Source organism: Mycobacterium sp. ENV421 (genome assembly GCF_002887815.1).
GTDB lineage: Bacteria > Actinomycetota > Actinomycetes > Mycobacteriales > Mycobacteriaceae > Mycobacterium.
Genome location: NZ_PDHO01000015.1, coordinates 93521 through 112890, shown reverse-complemented (window position 1 = coordinate 112890; position 19370 = coordinate 93521). Strand labels below are relative to the sequence as shown.

Below are 19370 nucleotides of genomic sequence, written 5' to 3'. Positions count from 1 at the left end.
ATTGCAGTGCTGGCAGTCGTGGCAAGTCTGGTGGTGGCGGGCTGTTCAGGCAGCAAGCGCGACGTCCCGTCCGCGGGCGGCAACGCCGAGCTCGGGTCCACCAGTGATATCAACCCGCAGGACCCGGCCACCTTGCAAAAGGGCGGCAACCTGCGGCTGGCGTTGTCGTCGTTCCCGTCGAACTGGAACACCCTGAACATCGACGGCAACGAGGCCGACACCGGCGCGATACTGCGACCCACCATGCCGCGGGCCTTCGTGATCGCCGCCGACGGTTCGATGAAGGTCAACACCGACTACTTCACCAGCGTCGAATTGACCAGCACCGACCCACAGGTGGTCACCTACACGATCAACCCCAAGGCCGTCTGGTCCGACGGGACACCGATCACCTGGGAGGACATCGCCTCTCAGATCAACGCCACCAGCGGCAAGGACAAGGCTTTCGCGATCGCCTCGCCCAACGGCAGCGACCGGGTCGCATCGGTCACGAAGGGTGTCGATGACCGCCAGGCCGTCATCACCTTCGCCAAGCACTACGCCGAATGGCGCGGGATGTTCGCCGGCAACACCATGCTGCTGCCCAAGGCCATGACCGCCAACCCCGACGTGTTCAACAAGGGACAACTCAACGGGCCCGGACCCTCGGCGGGCCCGTTCCTGATCTCCTCACTGGATCGCACCGCCCAGCGCATCGTGCTGAGCCGCAATCCAAAGTGGTGGGGCACCCCCCCGCTGCTCGACTCGTTCACCTTCCTGGTACTCGATGACGCGGCGAGACTCCCTGCGCTGCAGAACAACACGATCGATGCCACCGGTCTGGGCTCTCTGGACGAACTGACGATCGCCCGGCGTACCGCGGGCATCTCGATCCGGCGGTCGCCCGGCCTGAGCTGGTATCACTTCACCTTCAACGGTGCACCCGGCTCGATCCTGTCGGACAAGGCGCTGCGGCTGGCCATCTCCAAGGGCATCGACCGGCAGGCAATCGCCGATGTAACCCAACGCGGTTTGGTCGACAAGCCTGTTCCGTTGAACAACCACATCTTCGTGGCGGGCCAGAAGGGCTACCAGGACAACAGCGAAGTCGTCGCCTTCAACCCGGAGAAGGCCAAACAAGAACTCGATGCCCTGGGCTGGAAGCAGACCGGGCAGTTCCGGGAGAAGGACGGCAAACAGCTGGTCATTCGCGACGTTCTCTACGACGCGCAGACCACCAGGCAGGTAGCGCTCGTCGCGCAGAACAGCCTTGCCCAGATCGGGGTGAATCTGCAGATCGACGCCAAGCCCGGCAACGGGTTCTTCACCAACCACATCATCCCCGGTGACTTCGATATCGCTCAATTCTCTTGGGTGGGTGACGCTTTCGCGTTGTGCTGCCTCAACCAGATCTACACCACCGGGGCCGAGAGCAACTTCGGCAAGATCAGCAGCCCCGATATCGACGCCAAGGTCGAGTTGGTGCTCAACGAACTCGACCCGGACAAGGCGCGCGGCCTGGCCAACGATGTCGACAAACTGATCTTCGGCGAGGGGTTCAGCCTGCCGCTGTTCCAGTCCGCGGGCAACGTCGCGGTGCGCAGCAACCTGGCCAACTACGGACCGGCCGGCTTGGGCGACTTGAATTACACCGCAATCGGGTTCATGAAGTAACGGGCTTGGGAAGAGTTCGGGTCACCACGCGCGGGAGCGATGCTGGCAGTACCGCCTCGACCCTCGCGGCGACCGCCAACGCCGACACCATCAGCCGCACCGCGGGCACGCTCGGCATCGCGTCGAGCGCCGCCTCCTGTGGCCGCAGAGTGTCGATCCGGCCGATGGCCGCCGCCTCGGCGATCCGCAGCGCCGCCCGCTCCTTGGTGTCGAGCACGCTGTGACCGGTGGTCGGTAGTCGCACCAGAACCGAGCCGGGAATCAGCTCGGCGATCCGATCGGCGACCGCGGGCGGCGTGATCAGGTCGCGTCCGCCGGAGACGACCACCGTGGGCCAGGTGAACTTCGGCATCTCCGCAACCAGGTCGAACGGCTCAGCCTCGAACCGCGTGGCCTCGCCGGCTGCGAACTCGTGCATGGCAACGGCCGGGTCCAACGGCAGACCGTCCGGGTCGGCCGCGTAGTTGAGCTCGCGGTAGCCGATCCGTCCGACCAGGTCAGCCTCGTTGCGGTACGGCGCTTTTCGGCCCACCACCAACTCGCCGAAGTGCCCCATGGCGGTCCAGACCAGATTGCGGCCGCCGAGCAGGAGGTCCAGCTGGCGGTCCAGCAGCCGGGCACCGCCGAACCCGTACACGGTGGCGGCGAGCTGAGCCCCGGCCGGCGTCATCACGCCCTCGTCGGCCAGCCGTCGAACCTTGTCCGCCAGTTCCTCGGTGTCGGGCTCCCGGCCGTGCCACAGCACGCTGCGCACGGTCTGGCGGACCACCTCGATATCGTCACCGGCCAACAGCGGCGAATCCAAGATCATCGCGAACACCCGCGACGGGTGACGCACCCCGACCCCCGCGGCAACATAGGTGCCGTAGGACGTCCCGTAGATGATGGCGCTGTCCACCTGGGCGTCGTCGAGCACCGCGGCGACGTCGTCCACCACCTGCTCGATGGTCAACGCCTCGGGCGGTAGGTCTGCACCGTTGTCGTCGTGACGCGACATCCCGACGCCACGGTGTTCGATCATGATCACGTCGAGGCCCTCGGCTGCGGCACGGCGGCGCAGGCCCCGGTAGAGCGCGATCGACGCCGCACCCGGCCCGCCGGGGATGATGACCAGCGGATGCCTGGTCTTGCGGCCGGTGCGCACGTAGTACAGGTCGAACTCGTCGGATCCGGTCGCGGTGACCGGGCGGCGGATCGGCCGAACCCCGGGTAGCGCGGCGAGTTTGTCGTGGGCGCGGCGGCGCTTCGCGTTCAGAGTCATCGCCGCCGGCCTGTCATGCCGTCGATTCTGCCTCGCCGGGGACGGGAATGGAATGCGCCGTCGCGCGGCGCCGATCCCGGCAAACGTCCACTTCCGGCTCGCGATTTCGCCTGAGGGCCTCGGTATTAGGGAACAAAGTCACCAGCTGACCCGGTGACGTATTGCCCGCTGCCGCGGCGTCGTACGTTCATGGTGGGAGCAGATCATGACCGAATTCATGCGTAACACAGATGCGTTCACCTGGTCGATGGAAGCCGATCCGCGGCTGAGATCCACGGTGGTGACGGTGCTGCTTCTCGACCGGTCCCCGGATTGGGATCTGGTGCGGGAGCGGTTCGATCTGGTCAGTCGCGAGCTGCCGATGTTCCGGCAGCGGGTGGTGAACTCGCCGCCGCCGACTCCGCCGCGCTGGGAGTATGCTCCCGACTTCGATCTGGACTATCACATGCGCCGGGTGGCGGCGCCGGAGCCGGGAGACCTCGATGGCGTGCTCGAGATGGCCCGACTGGCCGCGATGGCCGACTTCGATCGCGCCCGGCCGATGTGGGAGGTCACCCTGGTGGAGGGACTCGACGACGGTGCGGCCGCTGTGCTGTGCAAATTCCACCACTCTCTGACCGATGGTGTCGGTGGTGTTCAGATCGCGATGCGGCTCTTCGATCTGAGTGCGGATACTCAGGCCGTCGACGCGATGCCGGCGGCGCCCGCCGTCGCGGAGCGCCAGCCCCTGGCGAGCTACGGTGATGCCCTGCGCTACGACGCCGGCTTGGTCGGCACGCTGGTCGGTGAGTCGCTCAAGATCGCTCCGCGGTTGTTGTTCAACATCATTCGACGGCCCCGGCAGACCGTTGAATCCGCGGGCGAGCTGGCCGCGTCGGTGTACCGGACCGTCCGGCCGGTCAACAAGCCAGGCTCTCCGCTGATGACGAACCGCACGCTGGTTCGCAAACTCGGCGTGCTCGATGTTCCGATGCCGCGACTGCGTGAAGCCGCCCACCGCAGCGGTGGCGCGCTCAACGACGCGTTCGTTGCGGGGGTGGCCGGCGGCCTGCGGCGCTACCACGACAAACACGGTGTCGGCGTGTTCGATCTGCATCTGACGATGCCGATCAACCTGCGTACCGAAGACGACCAGTCCGGTGGCAACCGGATCACGTTGATGCGCTTCGACGTTCACGCCGGGATCACCGATCCGGCGCGACGAATCAGGAGCATTCACGAGCGCACCGGCCTGGTGCGCAACGAAAGGTCGATTCCGTATACGCAATTGATCGCAGGTGCACTCAACGCGATGCCGCGCTGGTACATCGGCTCGATCCTGCGGCACGTCGACTTCCTCTGCAGTGACGTGCCGGGGGTTCCCGTGCCGGTCTATTTGGGTGGCGCGGCGGTGCTCAAGCAGTACGCCTTCGGTCCGACCATCGGTTCGGCAGTCAACGTGACCTTGCTGACCTACGTCGACTCCTGCGCGCTGGGCATCGACGTCGACGCGGGCGCGATCCCGGATTTCGACCTGTTCCGCGATTGCCTCGCCGAGAGCTTCGACGAGGTTCTCGCGCTGGCTGACTAGCCGGCTCAGGCGATCAGTTCGATGACGTGGGCGTCCTGCACGCCCAGGTAGCGGGCCGGTGTGCAGGTCAGCACGATGACCTGCCCATTGTCTCCGACGGTGTCGAACACCGCACCCATCTTCGTCAGCCGATCAGGGTCGGTGAAGCCCAGTGCGTCGTCGATGACCACCGGTACGGAGTCTTCCTTCGCGACCAGCGCAGCACCGGCCAGCCGGGCCAAAATGCCGAGTTGTTCTTTGGCCCCGCCGGACAGCGAGTCGTAGGGAACAGTCCGACCGTCCAAGGTGCGGTTGCAGATTCGGAGATCGCTGTCGATCTCGACTTCGAAGCTCGGCCCGAACACCGGACGGCCCAGCCGCTCGATTTCGCTGCGGAACGGTGCAACATATCGCTGCCGGGTGTTGTCCCGGTGGCGGGCCATCACCGACCGCAACAACTGCGCGGCCCGAGCCCGGCGAGACACCCGCGAATGCTCGGCGAAGGCATGTTCGCGCGCGATCTGGGCGGTGTCGAGGCTGCCCTGGCGCCCCTCGTTGCCGATGATTCCGAGCTCGACGGTGATGTCGTTGAGCGCCTGGCCCACCTGCGCGTGCTCGCCCTCCAGCGCGGCGGCTGCGGTGCTGGCCTCGGCGAGTTCCACTTGTACGGCAGCGGGGTCGCAGGCGGCATAGGCGCCGGCCAGCTCGGCCACCGCGGCGTCGGCCTGCCGTTGAGCCTCGATGTCGGCAGCCGCCTGAACGGCCAGCTGCTCGTCGTCACTGCCGGCCCGCAACACTGCCAGCCGCTCCCGGGCCGCGTCGAGCTCGGCACTTGCGTCGGTCACCTTCGCACGCAGAACCGTTGCCGCTGTACTGCTTTCGGTTAACCGGACGTTGGCACCGGCCATCGCGCGTTGATGCAGATCGGCGTCGGCACGTGCGGTTTCACGCGCCTCGATGGCACTCACGAACGCCGCGCGCGCGGCGGCGCCGTCGACACCCGCGGCCAGCAGGACAGGCGAGATCGCCTCACGTAGAGATGCCAGCCGCGCACGCATCTCCACCACCCCTTCGTCTTCGCACAACCCGGCCAGTGTCGCGGCCAACTGATCGCGATTGCTGACGAGTTCCCGGCGGCGCCGGTCGAGATCCCGCGCACCCTCGATATCAGCGACACCGCCCTGCCGTAGCGCCTCGGCCAGAACCAGCTGGGCCGCATCCAGTTTGGCCTGGACGCTGGAGGTGGTGGCGCCCGGATCGATCCGCACACCGAGCAGTCCGGGCAGCTCGACGGATGTCGGCGATGAGGTGGGTGGCGCCCAGCTCTGCCCCGCAGCCAGCCGGATGGTCTGCTCTCCGACCGTCAGCTCAAGGTCGGCGACCGCCGTGAACTCCACCGTCGTCGCGGTGGCGGTGAGCTGTGCTTCGATCCGCTCGACGAGTGCTGCGGCCGACTCGATGTCGGCCATCACATCACTGGTCAGCGTGATCGCGGAGAGGTCCATGGTCAGGGTGGCCAGCTGCTGCTCGATCGTCTCGATCCGCTCCAGCCGCGCGGCAAGTCGTTGGGCCTGCTCGTCGGCGGCCAGCGCATCCACCACCCGACGGGCCTCGTCGACCGTCTCTTGGGCGGCGGCGAGGGCAGCTGTCGATTCCGCTGCTGCGGCACAAGCCATTTCGACGACTTCACGGGCGGTGTGTTCGGCCTCGATGGCAGCTGCCAGCCGCGATTGGACCTCGGCAACGGCGGCGGTGCGCGCTGCCACCTCGTCGCGCAGGCGAGCCCGTTCAGCCTGCGCGGCGCTCGACGCGGCGCAGGTACCCTGCGCCGCAGTCGCGATGAGCTCGGCTTGGCGCAGCTGGTCGCCGAGCGCGGCGAGTGCGGTGGCCGCCGTCTGGGCGGCGGTCAGCCGCTCGGCGACGCTCGGGCCACGATCCGCCAGCGCGGCTTGCCGCGCGGCGAGGTCGGCATGCCTGCGCACCCGTTCGTCGACTTCGGCGACCGCGGCCGCGCACCGGGCCACGTCCTCGACGGCCGCACGCAGCTGCGCGATCGCCGCCGCCCACTCACCGGTCGGCCGGCCGGTCGCCGTGAAGTACTTGCCGTATTCGGCGTCGATCCGTTCGATCAGCAGGGGTTCGGTGCCCGAGAGAGCCGCGTCGTCACCTGCCGCCAAATCCAGTGCCCGCGAGAGGGCGTCGCAGTCGGACAGGTCCACCGCCGATGTCGAGCCGGCCTGCAAAACCCGCTGCGCATGCCACAACTCGGTGTCGACCGTCTCACCGAGCATGGCCAGCACCCGCTCGTGCGCCTCGTCCCCGGTGAGCTGTTCGCGTCGGGGCGCCGAGATCGTGAGTTCGGTCTCGCACTTCTTGTGGAAGCGTTTCCGGTAGACGAAACGGTATGGACCGGTGCTGATTTCGGCGAGCACCTCGGATCCGACATCGGCGTGTGTCGGCTTGACCTGCTTGACGTCTTTCTTCGTCGAGCGGTCCTTCGATTCCAGCAGCAGGTCGAGCGCCTCGATCATCGACGTCTTGCCGATTTCATTCGCACCACACACGACGACCACACCGTGGTCGGGAAATTGGATGTCGCGGTGAGTGATTCCGCGATAATTGGTCAGGGCCAGCCGGTGCAGTTTCACGCCGCACTCCCCCCGGCCAGCCGCAGCAGCAGCCCCAGTGCGCTCTGGGCGTCCTGGGCGGCTTCGTCGTCGCCCGAGCGGGCGGTGGTCACCAGCTCGTCGACGGCGGCGGCGGCGAACCCACCGATGCCGAGGTCATCGAACTCGCCGTCAGCAGGCATCACCGCGATGGTGGTGTGTCGTTCCCAGGTGCCCAGCCAGGCGAACAGCCGGGCGTACTTGTCCAGGCAGGCATCCAGCGCCGCACGGTCGGTGACGGTCAGCGAGCCGGTCAACCCCAACCGCACCACCGTGCGGTCCTTATCTGCCAGCAGATCCAGGTTGAGGTCGAGATCGGCGATGTCGCGGGTGTCGTCGACCTGGCGGTGCAGCGTGACGAACCGCCACCGTCCGACCTGGTGGGATTCGACGGTGACCGGATGCGCGGGGTCCGACTCGTCGATGTCGACCAGCAGGACATGACCCGGATCGGCCTCGACGTCATCGAAGTTCGTCACTTCCGGCGAGCCGGAGTACCACACCCTGCGACTCTCACCGACGCTGGTGCGGGAGTGCTTGTCCCCCAACGCGACATAGTGGACCGCGCCACGCTCGACAGCATCGGTTATGGCGGCCATCCGGATCAACGACGGTTTGCCGGGATCGGGGTCGAGCACGTCGACCCCGCCGTGGGCGACCAGAACGCGCGCGATGCCGTCGGCCGGCAGGTGCCCCAGCACCGCGGCGGCCAGGTCGGCGGTCGGTGCCTTGGTGCGCCACGGCGCCGCGACCAGCTGAACCCCGGGACGCACCTCCCACACCCCGTCGCGGTCCAGCACGGTGACGTTGTCCGGGCATTCGGCCCGGAAGAGAGCACTGGTGTACACCGACGACGCGTCGAGTGGATCGTGGTTACCCGGCAGCAGGTACACCGGAACGCCGATGGCGCGCATCGCTTCCAGGGACTGGCTGACCACCTTGGGTGCAAGCTGGTTGTGCTCGAACACGTCACCGGCCACGACGACGAACTCCGCGGAGGTCCGCCGCGCCAGCGCACCGAGGCCGGCGACCGCATCACGCCGGGCCGCCGAGTACCGCGGCTGGGCTTCACCTTCCAGGAAGTGCCGCGTCATGCCGAGTTGCCAGTCGGCGGTGTGCAGAAATCGCATTGGCGGGCGTCCTTCCTGTTCTCGGTGGGTGCTGCGGCGAGTGTAGGGCGCGGCGCCGACAAGTCCGTGGACCTCGTCCGGCATGTACCGATCGGGGTTTAGCCTGGGCCGGTGACTGCTGGAGACCGCACGCTCGTCCTGATGCGCCACGCCAAGTCGGACTATCCGAACGGGGTGCCCGACCACGACCGGCCGCTGGCGTCCCGCGGTATCCGCGAGGGCGGCCTGGCCGGTGACTGGCTGCGGGCCAACATCCCGGCGATCGATCTGGTGCTGTGCTCCTCGGCGACCCGCACCCGCCAGACCCTCGAGCGCACCGGTATCACCGCGCCGGTCACCTACTCCCAACGTCTGTACGGCGCCACCCCGGGAACGATGCTCGTCGAGATCAACCAGGTACCCGACGATGTCGCGACCTTGATGGTGGTCGGCCACGAACCGACGATGAGCCAGCTGTCCCTTGGCCTGGCCGATCCCGGCCGCTCGGATCGCGCCGCGGCCGACGGCATCTCGATGAAGTACCCGACGTCGGCCATCGCCGTGCTGCGGGTGCGCGTCGGCTGGGCCGCCCTGGAACTCAACGGCGCCGAACTAACCTCATTCCACGTGCCGCGCTAGGAGTTGGTGGCCAGCGTCAGTTCCATCAGCTTGATGGCCTGACCGCACGCGTCGATGCCGGGGGCCTGCGGGTTGATCCACCACCCGACGACACCGGCGGCGTCGCTGGCCACGCCACAGCCACCATTGGGATCGGTGGTCCGCATGACGATTGACGGCACACCGGCGATCGACCGGTTCTCGATCTGGTACTTGAGGAACTGACCGACCGACCGCTCGTTGTCGAGGCTGCCCTGCTCGTACCAGAAGCGGGTGATGTCGACCAGGCCTGCCGGGTTGGCGGCCTGCCAGCGGCAGACGGCACCGACGAAGGTGCTCTGGATGTCCAGCGGGTCCGCGCCGACGGTCTTGGCCAAGATGTCGGTGGTGAGGACGTCACATTCCTTGAGCAGGTTCGGGTACTGCTGGGCAGAGTTGTCGTTGCGCGGCACGCTGCCCGAGCCCGACTTCGCCGCGGTGCCGTCCACGGTCTTGGCGCAGCCGCTGACCATCACCAGGGCGCACGCCGCCGCACCCACAGCGGTCGCTACCCGACGCGGGCTCATTTGGAATTCACGATCGATTGGCGGGTCAATTCCTTGGCCACATCGCAGGCCGGCGGGAAGGGCTTCTCGTTGAAGCTGACCGACCATTCGATGAAGTCGTCGTTGAACTGGATGCCGACCTCGCACAGGTTGTCCCCCAGAGTCGGATCGGTGCCGACGGCGATGAAACCGCTGTGGCCCTCGATGTTGATGTCCTCGACGCTGGTGCGCGACAGCTCTTCGGTCTTGCGTTCACGCCCGATCGGGCTGCCCCGGTACCAGGTGAAGGAGAAGTGCGGGCCCAGGATGCCGCCGCCGGCCAGCCACTGACAGCCGACGGAGTTCTTCGCCGTGTTCACCAAGCCGGTCACCCGCGTCTGCTCGGCCATCGTCTGGTCGGTGATGCCACCGCATTCGGGGAACATCGGACCGTGTTTGGCGTTGGCCGACTGCGGCGCGGGCGCCTGCGAACTCTGCGGCTGACCGGGGCCGCTGCCCGAGTCCGAGCATGCGGCGATAGAGGCCGCGACGGCTAGAACCCCGGCAGCCAACGCGAGTTTGCGCGTCGCTGTCATGCGCACCTGCTGCAAGTCACAGCATGCACTGTAGCGGCAGCCCCTCGGCACAACCACCGACAGGCGGCTTGACCTGCCGCTTTGTCGCGATTCATGGCGTCAAAAAACGGCGCGGCCCGACAACGTCGGCGAAGCTGCGGCAGCGGTGTGCAACAGTAGCGAAATGCTCCTGGAACTGCTGAGACAGTATGTCCGGCCGTACCGGTGGCTGGTCGCGGCGGTGATGGCGCTGCAGACCGTCAGCACCCTGGCCTCCTTGTATCTGCCGACCGTCAACGCCGCGATCATCGACGACGGCGTGGCCAAGGGCGACACCGGACTGATCACCGAGCTCGGGCTGGTCATGCTGGCCGTCACCGGGCTGCAGGTGGTGTGCGCGGTGGTCGCGGTCTACTTCGGTTCCCGCACCGGCATGGGGTTCGGCCGCGACCTGCGCTCGGCGATGTTTCACCACGTCACCACGTTCTCCGAACGGGAGACCGCGCGGTTCGGGGCGCCGTCGCTGCTGACCCGGACGACCAATGACGTCCAGCAGATTCAGGTCCTCATCCAGATGACCACGACGACCCTGGTGACGGCCCCGATCATGTGTGTCGGCGGCATCATCATGGCGATCCATCAGGACGCCGGGCTGTCCTGGCTTCTACTCGTCAGCGTTCCGGTGCTGGCGCTGTCCAACTTCTGGATCGTGTCGCGGATGCTGCCGATCTTCCGCAGCATGCAGCGGCTGATCGACGGCATCAACCGGGTGATGCGCGAACAACTCTCGGGCATCCGGGTGATCCGCGCGTTCGCCCGGGAACCGTTCGAACGCGACCGGTTCGCGGTCGCCAATGCGGCCGTGTCCAACACGGCGCTGGCCGCCGGGCGGTGGCAGGCCCTGATGCTGCCGGTGACCACCTTGACCATCAACATCTCCAGCGTCGCCTTGATCTGGTTCGGCGGCCTGCGCATCGACTCCGGCCACATGCAGGTGGGCTCGCTGATCGCGTTCCTGTCGTATTTCATGCAGATCCTGATGGCCGTTCTGATGGCGACCCTGATTCTGGTGATGCTGCCCCGGGCCTCGGTCTGCGCGGAACGGATCACCGAGGTGCTGGACACCGAGCCGGCGATCAGCAGCCCCGCATCGCCACAACTGCCGGACGGCGGCATCCGCGGTGCGGTCACACTCGACAACGCGACGTTCTGCTACCCGGGTGCGGAGCGCCCTGTGCTCGAGGATGTTTCGCTGACCGCCCGGCCGGGGACGACGACGGCGATCGTCGGCAGCACCGGGTCCGGGAAGTCGACGCTGATCTCCCTGATCTGCCGGCTCTACGACGTCACCGACGGCGCGATCCGGGTCGACGGCGTCGACGTACGCGACTACGACCCCGAGCACCTGTGGGCGACCCTGGGTCTGGTTCCGCAGCGGGGGTATCTGTTCTCCGGCACCGTCGCCGACAATTTGGCGCTCGGTGCGGCCCCAGGACAGGTAGCCACCGAGGAGGAGATGTGGCGGGCGCTGCGGGTTGCCGCGGCCGACGACTTCGTCCGTGCCCATCCCGACGGTCTCGAGATGAGGGTCGCGCAGGGGGGCATCAACTTCTCCGGCGGACAACGCCAGCGACTGGCGATCGCGCGCGCGGTGATCCGGCGTCCGGCGATCTACCTGTTCGACGACGCGTTCTCCGCGCTCGACGTCCACACCGATGCCCGGGTGCGGGCCGCGCTTCGGGAAGAATCCGTCAATGCCACGGTGATCATTGTCTCCCAGCGCATTTCGACCGTCATGCACGCCGACACGATCGTCGTGATGGATGGCGGCCGGGTGGTCGGGACGGGAACCCACGACACGCTGCTGGCCGGCTGCGAGACCTATGCTCAGTTCGCCGACTCCCAGTCGCTCGACGTAGGCGTCGGGGGCGGCCGATGACCGGGCCCGCGTTCCGCGGCGGCGGCATGCGCGCGATGAGCCAAGACCCTCGCCAGGCCCGATCGCGCGACTTCACCGGTTCCGCGCTGCGGCTGATCCGGCGGCTGACACCACATAGGTGGCCGACCGCGGCGGTCATCGCGTTGTCCATCGTCGGGATAGCGCTCGGCGTGATCGGTCCCCGCATCCTCGGGCATGCCACCGACCTGCTGTTCAACGGAGTCATCGGCCGACAGCTGCCGGCCGGCATCACCAAGGACCAGGCCGTCGCCGCGGCCCGGGCGCGCGGTGACACCACGTTCGCCGACCTGCTGTCCGGAACCAATGTGGTGCCCGGCCGCGGAGTCGATTTCACCGCAGTGGGCCGCACCCTGCTACTGGCGCTGGCGCTGTACGTGGTTGCCGCACTGTTGATCTGGGCGCAGGCCCGACTGCTCAACGTGATCGTGCAGCGCACCATCACCGCGCTGCGCGCCGACGTCGAGGACAAGATCCACCGGTTACCGTTGTCCTACTTCGACTCCCGGCAGCGCGGCGAGTTGCTGAGCCGGGTCACCAACGATGTGGACAACATCCAGACCTCGGTGTCGATGACGATCAGTCAATTGCTGACGTCGGTGCTGACCGTGCTCGCGGTGCTGGCGATGATGCTGAGCATCTCCCCGCTGCTGGCATTGCTCACCGTGGTGACGGTTCCGTTGTCGCTGTGGGTGACCCGGGTGATCGCGCGACGCTCGCAGCGGATGTTCATCGCCCAGTGGACCAACACCGGCAGGCTGAACGCTCACATCGAGGAGACCTACAGCGGCTTCACCGTGGTGAAGACCTTCGGGCACCGGGCCGCCGCGCAGGAGAAGTTCCGTGAATTCAACGCGGACGTCTACCACGCAAGTTTCGGCGCACAGTTCTTTTCCGGCCTGGTGTCCCCGGCAACGACGTTCATCGGGAACCTCAGTTATGTCGCGGTTGCCGTGGTGGGCGGTTATCAGGTCGCCACCGGCCAGATCACGTTGGGCAGCATCCAGGCCTTCATCCAGTACGTCCGACAGTTCAACCAGCCACTGACCCAGGTCGCCGGCATGTACAACACACTGCAGTCCGGGGTGGCCAGCGCCGAACGGGTCTTCGACTTCCTCGACGAGCCCGAGGAAGCCCCGGACGTGCTAATCGCGTTGGCCGGCAACGGCGGCGGGCGCGTCGAATTCCAGAACGTGTCGTTCAGCTATCGACCTGACACTCCGGTGATCGAGGATCTGTCGCTGGTCGCCGAGCCGGGCAGCACGGTGGCGATCGTCGGTCCGACCGGGGCCGGCAAGACCACTCTGGTCAACCTGCTGATGCGGTTCTACGACGTCGACGCCGGCAGGATCCTGCTCGACGGCACCGACATCAGAGAGGTCAGCCGAGAGTCGTTGCGCTCGCGCATCGGGATGGTTCTGCAGGACACCTGGCTGTTCGGCGGCACGATCGCCGAGAACATCGCCTACGGGAAGCCCGGCGCAGGTGAGGACGAGGTCATCGAGGCGGCGCGGGCAGCGTACGTCGACCGGTTCGTCCACACGCTGCCCAACGGTTACGAGACCCGGGTCAGCGATGACGGCGGCAACATCAGTGCCGGCGAAAAGCAATTGATCACCATCGCGCGGGCGTTCCTGGCCCGCCCCCAGCTGTTGATCCTCGACGAGGCGACCAGTTCGGTGGACACCCGCACCGAGCTGCTGATTCAGCATGCGATGACGAAATTGCGCCAGGACCGAACCAGTTTCATCATCGCCCATCGGCTGTCGACCATCCGCGACGCCGACAGCATCCTGGTCATGGAAGCCGGCCGGATCGTCGAAACCGGCAGCCATGCCGAGCTTCTCGCCCGCCGGGGCGCCTATTACGCGATGACGCAGGCTTAAGGAGCCGACGGCGGAATTTCCCCGCAACCCGCAATGCCAGCAAACCTGCTATACGCTGCGATCTCGCTGGTCGCAACTTCGCGAACGGCGCTGATCGCGCGAGAGGTACTCAATAAATGCCGATAGTGCAGACCTTCCTGGCGGGGATGGCCACGAGCGTGCTGGCGGCAGGATTGATCACCGCAGATTCTGATGCGGCAGGAGAGCAGAGCGCTTCGGCACAGCCTGGTGTCGAGTTGGCCGCGACCACGATCCCGATCATCGATTTCAACTGGATACTCGGTCCGCTGCGGGTCGCCCGCAAGCTCACCATCGGTTCCGGTGTTTCGCCGACCGGGCTGGTGAGCCTCGACGGTGCCGCCGACACGTGGTGGGATGCCGCCGTCGGCCCAACCGGCGAGGTCAAGAGCAGCTTCACTCTCCCTGTCACCGTGGCCCAGACCGCTCCGCTCGTGGATCTCGGATTCGAACCGGAGTGGAAGAGTTCGGTCGTGTTCTCGCCGCTCGGCGCGGCCGGTCCCACGATCGACTTTGCTCCCGACCTCGCCTCGAAGATTCACCTCATCGAATATCGAGGCGGAGTCGAGGGATACGGCTTCGGCGTCAGCGGCACGCTTCTCCAGGCCGGGTTACAGGGCGGCGCCACGTCACCGGTGACGATGCTCGGGGGCAGCGTCACCCTCGGCGAATACAAGGCCCAACTGTCGGTGCTGCCCACCGGCGGCCTGAAAGCAGCTCTGAGCTTCGCGCCCTATTTCGGCGGCGGCGGTGGGTCGATTCAGTTGGGGACGACCAAGATTGGCACGACACTGCCCAGCGGGCAGTTCAAGGCCGAGACCAAACTGTGCCTGGGTTCGGCCGGCGCGTCGTGCGGCGGTGTGATTGCCGGGGTGTCGATCTCAGCCATGCTGGGCGGGGCTCTTCTGGCGATCAACAGCAAAGACGTTCTCAGCTTTGACTTCCCCGACTCGCTGACGGTCGAACTGAAAGCCGGCTCTCTTGCGGTGACCGGCAATATCGGCGGCACCGTCACGATCGGAACGACGAAGCTGGGCGGCGTCATCCCGATCAACATCAAGGTCCCGCCGGCAGCCGCAGCCAGTGCAACCAGCACCGTGCCCAAGTCCCAGACTGCCGCCGCGCAGGACAAGGTGAAGTCGGTGGCTGCCTCGTCGAACGCGACGTCACGAAAGTCTTCGACCGGCAAGGGAACCGCGTCGACCAAGAGCCCCAAGGCCGGCACCAAGCAGGGTGCCAAGACCGGCCGATCGGGTCGGGGCTGACACTCCCCGCTACAGCTACAGCCCGGGACCCTCGGCGCGCAGATCGTCGACCTCGGCCATCGCCGAGCGCAGTTTGGCCAGCCATTCCTCGGCATGCTCACCGACGAGTCGCACGCTCCAGGCCAGCGCATCCGAGCGCGACCGGGCAACGCCCGCGTCGACCAGGGTGTCGAGCACCTGGCGTTCGGGTTGCTTGAGGCGGGTCATCACCGGAACGGCGATGTGCGTGAACAGGATTCGCTCCGGCTCGGCGGAGCCTTCTGCAGCGATGTCCAAACCCCAGGACACCTTGCGGCCGTACTTGTCCTGAGCCTCCTCGGCGATCCGAATGCGCTCGGAGCGGGTGTCCTCCCGGAACCGGGACGCCCGGCCCGCTGCGCGCGCGTCACTGTCGGGTGTGTCCGTCGCGGGCAGCCGCCCGATGACGGTGATCTCCTCACGGTCGACGATCACCGTCGGGTCTCCGGCGAACCATCCGTCGGGCAGACGACCGGCGAACCACTCGCCGGCATCGGTGGCGTCGGGCTGGTCGGCCTGTTGCCAGCCGCCGGGGCGGCCGGGCCGACGATGTGTGTGCTGATGCTTCATGAATTACATGATTACATCGTTACAAGCTATTCGCCAGGGATTCTCTCTGGGCGAACGGACACAACCAGAGGGCCGGATCGGATGATGGCCGCATGACAGGGGAAGGGCACGGCCGTGCTGATGACTCGCGCGGCGGTCATCCTCGGCGGCTGGTCGTTGCTGCGGAAGCCCTGTAAGTACTAAAACCCGTTAGGAATCAAGGCTTTTCGGCCCGGCGGGCCCGGAAGAGTTTCACCTCGTCCTGGATCCCCTTGAGGTGCCGAGCCCGCGCGAACGACCAACTGAAGGATGGGTCGTCCCCGATCTGTTCGCGGGCAGCTTCGGATAACAGGACCGCACCGGGTCGGGCCACCGAGGTCACCCGGCTGGCCAGGTTGACCGGACTACCGAACCAGTCCCCCGCGCGGCTGACGGCCTGCCCATGAGACAGACCCACCCGCAGTTGCGGCAGGGCGTCGTCGGCTTCGGTGGCTTCCACCAGAGTCAACATCGCGTCGAGCAACGCCGCGGTGTCCGTGGATACCATCATCACCGCATCACCGATCGTCTTGATGAACCGCACCGGTGGCACAGCCACGTCGCGGGCGGCGTCAGCGAGGCGGTTGGCGAGCTGTTCGAGTTCCTCAGGCGGAACCGTCTCGCCCAGTCTGGTGAATCCGACGAGGTCGGCGAAAGCAACCGCGATGTCCCGGGCGCCGGGAATCGATGCGCCGACCGCCCTTTCGTTGGCGTTGATCGCCTCGGTCTCCATGGCGTGGCGCAGCTGCAGCATCAGCATGTCCTGCACCATGGGGCCCAGCAGCGGGGCCACAGCGCTGACCAACACCTTTGCGTCCTGGGCCATCTGGAGTTCGGTGGTGCCGGGATGTTGCATCGTCGTGGCGACAGCGATGTAGCGCATCGCCTCGGCTGCACGCGAAAGGCCTTCTGCCAGAGTGCGGTACACGGTCAGCAGCCGGTCGGGGTCGAACCCCAGATCGAGAAGTCGCTTGACGTGCACGGCTGTCTCGGCATCGGGTTTGAGGAACATTGCCGCATCCGGGTCGTCGACCGTCGCGAGCCCGCTGGCGCGCTGGAAGCGCCGGAGCAGATCCAGTTCCAGCCCGGTCTGCTCGCTGATCTGCCGAGCCGAGAGCCGCGTTCCGTCATCGCCGAGGATCCGGCGGCCGGGCAGCAGCATCGGCGCGAACGCCCCCCGGATCTCGTCCACGGTGATGCCCTGCTCCACCAGCCAGGGAATCAGTTCGGCCCGTTGGGCGCGGGCATCGCCCGTAAGCCCGTCGAGCAGCCCGGCGGCCTCCGGGTCGACGGTTTCGGTCACCGACCCAACGTATACCGTCGACCCCGATGTCACGATCCCCGCTCCTGGAGGGGCTGCCGCCCATCGGCTCGACCGATGGGCGGCAGCTGATCCTCGGCAACATGCCCAGCGTGCTCTCGCTGGCGAGTGGGCAGTACTACAGAAACCCACGAAATGCGTTCTGGCGCATCATCGGTGAGATATTCGGATGCGAGCCGGACGCTCCGTACCAGCATCGTACCGAGGTCCTGGCCCGCCACGGGGTCGCCGTCTGGGACGTCCTCAAGCACTGCCGGCGAGTCGGCAGCCTCGATTCGGCGGTCGAGCCGGACAGCATGGTGCCCAACGACTTCGAGACGTACTTCGCCGCCCGGCCAGGCATCGAGCGGGTGTTCTTCAACGGCGCGGCCGCCGAACGCAACTTCACCCGGCTCGTCCACCTCGACGTGCCTGCGACGTTCGTGCGGCTACCGTCGACCAGCCCCGCGCAGACCATGGGCTATGCCGACAAGCTGGCGGCCTGGAGCGCAGCGCTGACCGGCTAAGAGACCGGCGGTCTCCGGTTCGCCCATGGCCGTGCGGTCTCGATCTGGTGGCTCAACGACAGCAGCGTCGCCTCGTCGGAGGGCCGGCCGACCAGCTGGATCGACATCGGCACCCCGGCGTCGTCGAGGCCCCACGGGACGACGGCGGCGGGCTGGCCAGTCGCGTTGAACATGGCGTTGAACGGCACCCGAGCCGACACCATCGCCAGCGTCGCGACCCCGCCGCGGTGCTGGTACTGCCCGATGCGCGACGGACCGGTCGCGGTGCCGGGGGTGATCAACACGTCGACGTGGTCGAAGATCGACTGAACCCGCGCCGCGAGTGCCGGCTCGGCCGCGCGCACCTTGGCGATCTGCGCGTCGGAGATCATCCGGCCCAGTCGGGCAATGCCTTTGGTCCTCGGCTCGAGCCGTTCCCGGTGCGGCAGGGCGGTGGCGTCCTGGAACGCGCCGCGCCACATCCGCGGCAGCACATGGCCGTACACCGCCCACGCCGGATAGTCGGGGTCGCGCCAGATCACCTCGTGGCCGAGATCGCGCAGCAGCATCTCGGCACCGTCGAGTGCCTTCTGCTGTGCCTTCCCGACTCGGCCGAGCATGGTGGGAGGAAGCTTGGCGCTCAGGGCAATTCGGAGTCTGCCAGGCTCACGGTTCGCGGCAGTGACGAACCCGCCCGACGGACCGGGCAGCGCCGAGGTCGCGTCGAGGAACAGCGCGGCGTCCTCCACTGTGCGCGTCATCGGGCCGTTGACGGACAAGCCGCACCACGCGTCGTCATGCGGAGTCATCGGCACCCGGTCGCGCTGCGGCTTGAGTCCGAACAGCCCGCACCAGGTCGACGGAATACGGATGGACCCGGCGCCGTCGGAGCCCAACGCCATGGGTGCCAGCCCCGCGGCCACGGCGGCACCACTGCCACCGCTGCTGCCGCCCGGTGCGCGCTCCAGATCCCACGGATTGTGGGTGGCGCCGAAGGAGATCGTCTCGGTGAACGGCCACAGCATCATCTCCGGCACCGACGTCTTGCCCAGGATCACCGCGCCGGCCTCTCGCAGGCGGCGCACCACCAGTGCGTCACTCGTCGGTGGCTGGCCGTAGGCGCTGCTTCCGTAGCAGGTGAATTCGTCGGCGACGTCGACGTCATCCTTGATCGCGATCGGGACGCCCAGCAGCGGCCTGCGTTCGCCGGCGTCGAGCAACTCCTGCGCGGCGGCGGCCTCCCGACGCGCGCTGTCGGTGAGCACCACGCGATAGGCCCGCAGCTCCCGGTCGACGCGCGCTATCCGGTCGAGGTACAACTCCAGCAGGGCGGGCGCGGTGATGGTGCCGTTGACGAGCATGCGCGCCTGCTCGGCAGCGCCGGCGAAGGCAATGTCGGTGGAGTCCATCTCCCGCAGCCTAACGCTGCCCGCTACGGTGGCCAGATGGCATGCGTGTTCTGCGAGATCGTCGCCGGTACGGCACCCGCCATCCGCATTCACGAGGACGACGATTTCCTCGGCATCCTGGACATCCGCCCGTTCACCCGGGGCCACACCCTGGTGGTGCCGAAGCGGCACACGGTCGATCTCACCGACACCCCGGCCGAGACGCTGGCCGGGATGCTCGCCGTCGGGCAGCGGATCGCGCAGGCGACTCGTGCGTCTGATCTGGGCGCGACCGGCAACAACATTGCCATCAACGACGGCAAGTCGGCCATGCAGACGGTGTTTCACATTCACCTGCATGTGATCCCACGGCGTGACGGCGACAAGCTGTCGTTCGCCAAGGGGATGCTGCTGCGCCGCGACCCCGACCGCGAGGGCACCGGACGAATCCTGCGCGCCGCCCTGTCCCAGCTCGACACAACCGGATGA

General features: G+C 67.2%; 16 protein-coding genes. 8 read left to right on the top strand and 8 right to left on the bottom strand.

Features of this window, described 5'->3' with window-relative positions:
* The first annotated feature begins 6 nt into the window (after positions 1 to 6).
* Positions 7 to 1653 carry an ABC transporter family substrate-binding protein gene (locus tag CRM90_RS18460; protein WP_502693290.1) on the top strand — a complete coding sequence of 549 codons (1647 nt, stop codon included), beginning with the start codon at positions 7 to 9 and terminating at the stop codon, positions 1651 to 1653.
* On the opposite strand, the gene CRM90_RS18455 is transcribed toward CRM90_RS18460, so the two are convergent.
* Complete coding sequence (locus CRM90_RS18455; RefSeq protein WP_102808387.1) at positions 1643 to 2914, bottom strand: alpha/beta hydrolase; 1272 nt, start codon at positions 2912 to 2914, stop codon at positions 1643 to 1645. The two genes, CRM90_RS18460 and CRM90_RS18455, sit on opposite strands and share 11 nt — an antisense overlap.
* A 205-nt stretch (positions 2915 to 3119) precedes the next feature.
* Between CRM90_RS18455 and CRM90_RS18450 the strand changes: the two genes are divergently transcribed.
* Positions 3120 to 4484 carry a wax ester/triacylglycerol synthase domain-containing protein gene (locus CRM90_RS18450; protein WP_102808386.1) on the top strand — a complete coding sequence of 455 codons (1365 nt, stop codon included), beginning with the start codon at positions 3120 to 3122 and terminating at the stop codon, positions 4482 to 4484.
* Positions 4485 to 4489: 5 nt separating this feature from the next.
* Here CRM90_RS18450 and CRM90_RS18445 read toward each other — a convergent pair whose 3' ends face one another.
* Both CRM90_RS18445 and CRM90_RS18440 read right to left on the bottom strand, forming a co-directional pair.
* Entirely contained in the window at positions 4490 to 7111 is a 2622-nt protein-coding gene (locus CRM90_RS18445) for an AAA family ATPase (protein ID WP_102808385.1), read from the bottom strand.
* Positions 7108 to 8259 (bottom strand): metallophosphoesterase family protein, encoded by a 1152-nt coding sequence (locus CRM90_RS18440; protein ID WP_102808384.1) that lies wholly within the window; start codon positions 8257 to 8259, stop codon positions 7108 to 7110. The genes CRM90_RS18445 and CRM90_RS18440 overlap by 4 nt, the downstream gene beginning before the upstream one ends.
* A gap of 141 nt (positions 8260 to 8400) precedes the next feature.
* Between CRM90_RS18440 and CRM90_RS18435 the strand changes: the two genes are divergently transcribed.
* On the top strand, positions 8401 to 8877 hold the full coding sequence (locus tag CRM90_RS18435) for a SixA phosphatase family protein (protein ID WP_102808383.1): 477 nt from the start codon (positions 8401 to 8403) through the stop codon (positions 8875 to 8877).
* Here the strand turns inward: CRM90_RS18435 and CRM90_RS18430 are convergent.
* Positions 8874 to 9368 carry a DUF3558 domain-containing protein gene (locus CRM90_RS18430; RefSeq protein ID WP_370506439.1) on the bottom strand — a complete coding sequence of 165 codons (495 nt, stop codon included), beginning with the start codon at positions 9366 to 9368 and terminating at the stop codon, positions 8874 to 8876. The genes CRM90_RS18435 and CRM90_RS18430 overlap by 4 nt on opposite strands.
* Positions 9369 to 9418: 50 nt before the next feature.
* Positions 9419 to 9976, bottom strand: a complete 558-nt coding sequence (locus CRM90_RS18425) for a DUF3558 domain-containing protein (RefSeq protein ID WP_102808381.1) — start codon at positions 9974 to 9976, stop codon at positions 9419 to 9421.
* 163 nt (positions 9977 to 10139) lie between these two features.
* Here CRM90_RS18425 and CRM90_RS18420 point away from each other — a divergent pair, with 163 nt between their 5' ends.
* The 3 genes from CRM90_RS18420 to CRM90_RS18410 all read left to right on the top strand — a co-directional run bounded on the left by CRM90_RS18420 (position 10140) and on the right by CRM90_RS18410 (position 15081).
* Positions 10140 to 11894, top strand: a complete 1755-nt coding sequence (locus tag CRM90_RS18420; protein ID WP_102808380.1) for an ABC transporter ATP-binding protein — start codon at positions 10140 to 10142, stop codon at positions 11892 to 11894.
* Positions 11891 to 13798, top strand: a complete 1908-nt coding sequence (locus CRM90_RS18415; protein ID WP_102808379.1) for an ABC transporter ATP-binding protein — start codon at positions 11891 to 11893, stop codon at positions 13796 to 13798. The genes CRM90_RS18420 and CRM90_RS18415 overlap by 4 nt, the downstream gene beginning before the upstream one ends.
* 116 nt (positions 13799 to 13914) lie before the next feature.
* The gene (locus CRM90_RS18410) at positions 13915 to 15081 is read left to right on the top strand and encodes a hypothetical protein (RefSeq protein WP_102808378.1); all 1167 of its coding nucleotides are present in this window, start codon (positions 13915 to 13917) and stop codon (positions 15079 to 15081) included.
* Between the two features lie 15 nt (positions 15082 to 15096).
* Here CRM90_RS18410 and abmR read toward each other — a convergent pair whose 3' ends face one another.
* Both abmR and CRM90_RS18400 read right to left on the bottom strand, forming a co-directional pair.
* Complete coding sequence (gene abmR, locus CRM90_RS18405) at positions 15097 to 15669, bottom strand: ATP-binding transcription factor AbmR (protein WP_102808377.1); 573 nt, start codon at positions 15667 to 15669, stop codon at positions 15097 to 15099.
* Between the two features lie 196 nt (positions 15670 to 15865).
* Positions 15866 to 16990 carry an adenylate/guanylate cyclase domain-containing protein gene (locus CRM90_RS18400; RefSeq protein WP_102808376.1) on the bottom strand — a complete coding sequence of 375 codons (1125 nt, stop codon included), beginning with the start codon at positions 16988 to 16990 and terminating at the stop codon, positions 15866 to 15868.
* Positions 16991 to 17016: 26 nt separating this feature from the next.
* Here CRM90_RS18400 and CRM90_RS18395 point away from each other — a divergent pair, with 26 nt between their 5' ends.
* Entirely contained in the window at positions 17017 to 17514 is a 498-nt protein-coding gene (locus CRM90_RS18395) for a DNA-deoxyinosine glycosylase (RefSeq protein WP_102808375.1), read from the top strand.
* Here CRM90_RS18395 and CRM90_RS18390 read toward each other — a convergent pair.
* The gene (locus CRM90_RS18390; protein WP_102808374.1) at positions 17511 to 18902 is read right to left on the bottom strand and encodes an amidase; all 1392 of its coding nucleotides are present in this window, start codon (positions 18900 to 18902) and stop codon (positions 17511 to 17513) included. The genes CRM90_RS18395 and CRM90_RS18390 overlap by 4 nt on opposite strands.
* A 36-nt stretch (positions 18903 to 18938) precedes the next feature.
* Between CRM90_RS18390 and CRM90_RS18385 the strand changes: the two genes are divergently transcribed.
* Positions 18939 to 19370: an HIT family protein gene (locus CRM90_RS18385; RefSeq protein WP_102808373.1), complete on the top strand. Its 432-nt coding sequence runs from the start codon at positions 18939 to 18941 to the stop codon at positions 19368 to 19370.

Coding starts and splice junctions, on each gene's coding strand:
- CRM90_RS18455 (WP_102808387.1), bottom strand. CDS start 2,914: ATGACTCTGAACGCGAAGCGCCGCCGCGCCCACGACAAACTCGCCGCG.
- CRM90_RS18450 (WP_102808386.1), top strand. CDS start 3,120: ATGACCGAATTCATGCGTAACACAGATGCGTTCACCTGGTCGATGGAA.
- CRM90_RS18440 (WP_102808384.1), bottom strand. CDS start 8,259: ATGCGATTTCTGCACACCGCCGACTGGCAACTCGGCATGACGCGGCAC.
- CRM90_RS18435 (WP_102808383.1), top strand. CDS start 8,401: ATGCGCCACGCCAAGTCGGACTATCCGAACGGGGTGCCCGACCACGAC.
- CRM90_RS18430 (WP_370506439.1), bottom strand. CDS start 9,368: ATGGTCAGCGGCTGCGCCAAGACCGTGGACGGCACCGCGGCGAAGTCG.
- CRM90_RS18425 (WP_102808381.1), bottom strand. CDS start 9,976: ATGACAGCGACGCGCAAACTCGCGTTGGCTGCCGGGGTTCTAGCCGTC.
- CRM90_RS18420 (WP_102808380.1), top strand. CDS start 10,140: ATGCTCCTGGAACTGCTGAGACAGTATGTCCGGCCGTACCGGTGGCTG.
- CRM90_RS18415 (WP_102808379.1), top strand. CDS start 11,891: ATGACCGGGCCCGCGTTCCGCGGCGGCGGCATGCGCGCGATGAGCCAA.
- CRM90_RS18410 (WP_102808378.1), top strand. CDS start 13,915: ATGCCGATAGTGCAGACCTTCCTGGCGGGGATGGCCACGAGCGTGCTG.
- abmR (WP_102808377.1), bottom strand. CDS start 15,669: ATGAAGCATCAGCACACACATCGTCGGCCCGGCCGCCCCGGCGGCTGG.
- CRM90_RS18395 (WP_102808375.1), top strand. CDS start 17,017: ATGTCACGATCCCCGCTCCTGGAGGGGCTGCCGCCCATCGGCTCGACC.
- CRM90_RS18390 (WP_102808374.1), bottom strand. CDS start 18,902: ATGGACTCCACCGACATTGCCTTCGCCGGCGCTGCCGAGCAGGCGCGC.
- CRM90_RS18385 (WP_102808373.1), top strand. CDS start 18,939: ATGGCATGCGTGTTCTGCGAGATCGTCGCCGGTACGGCACCCGCCATC.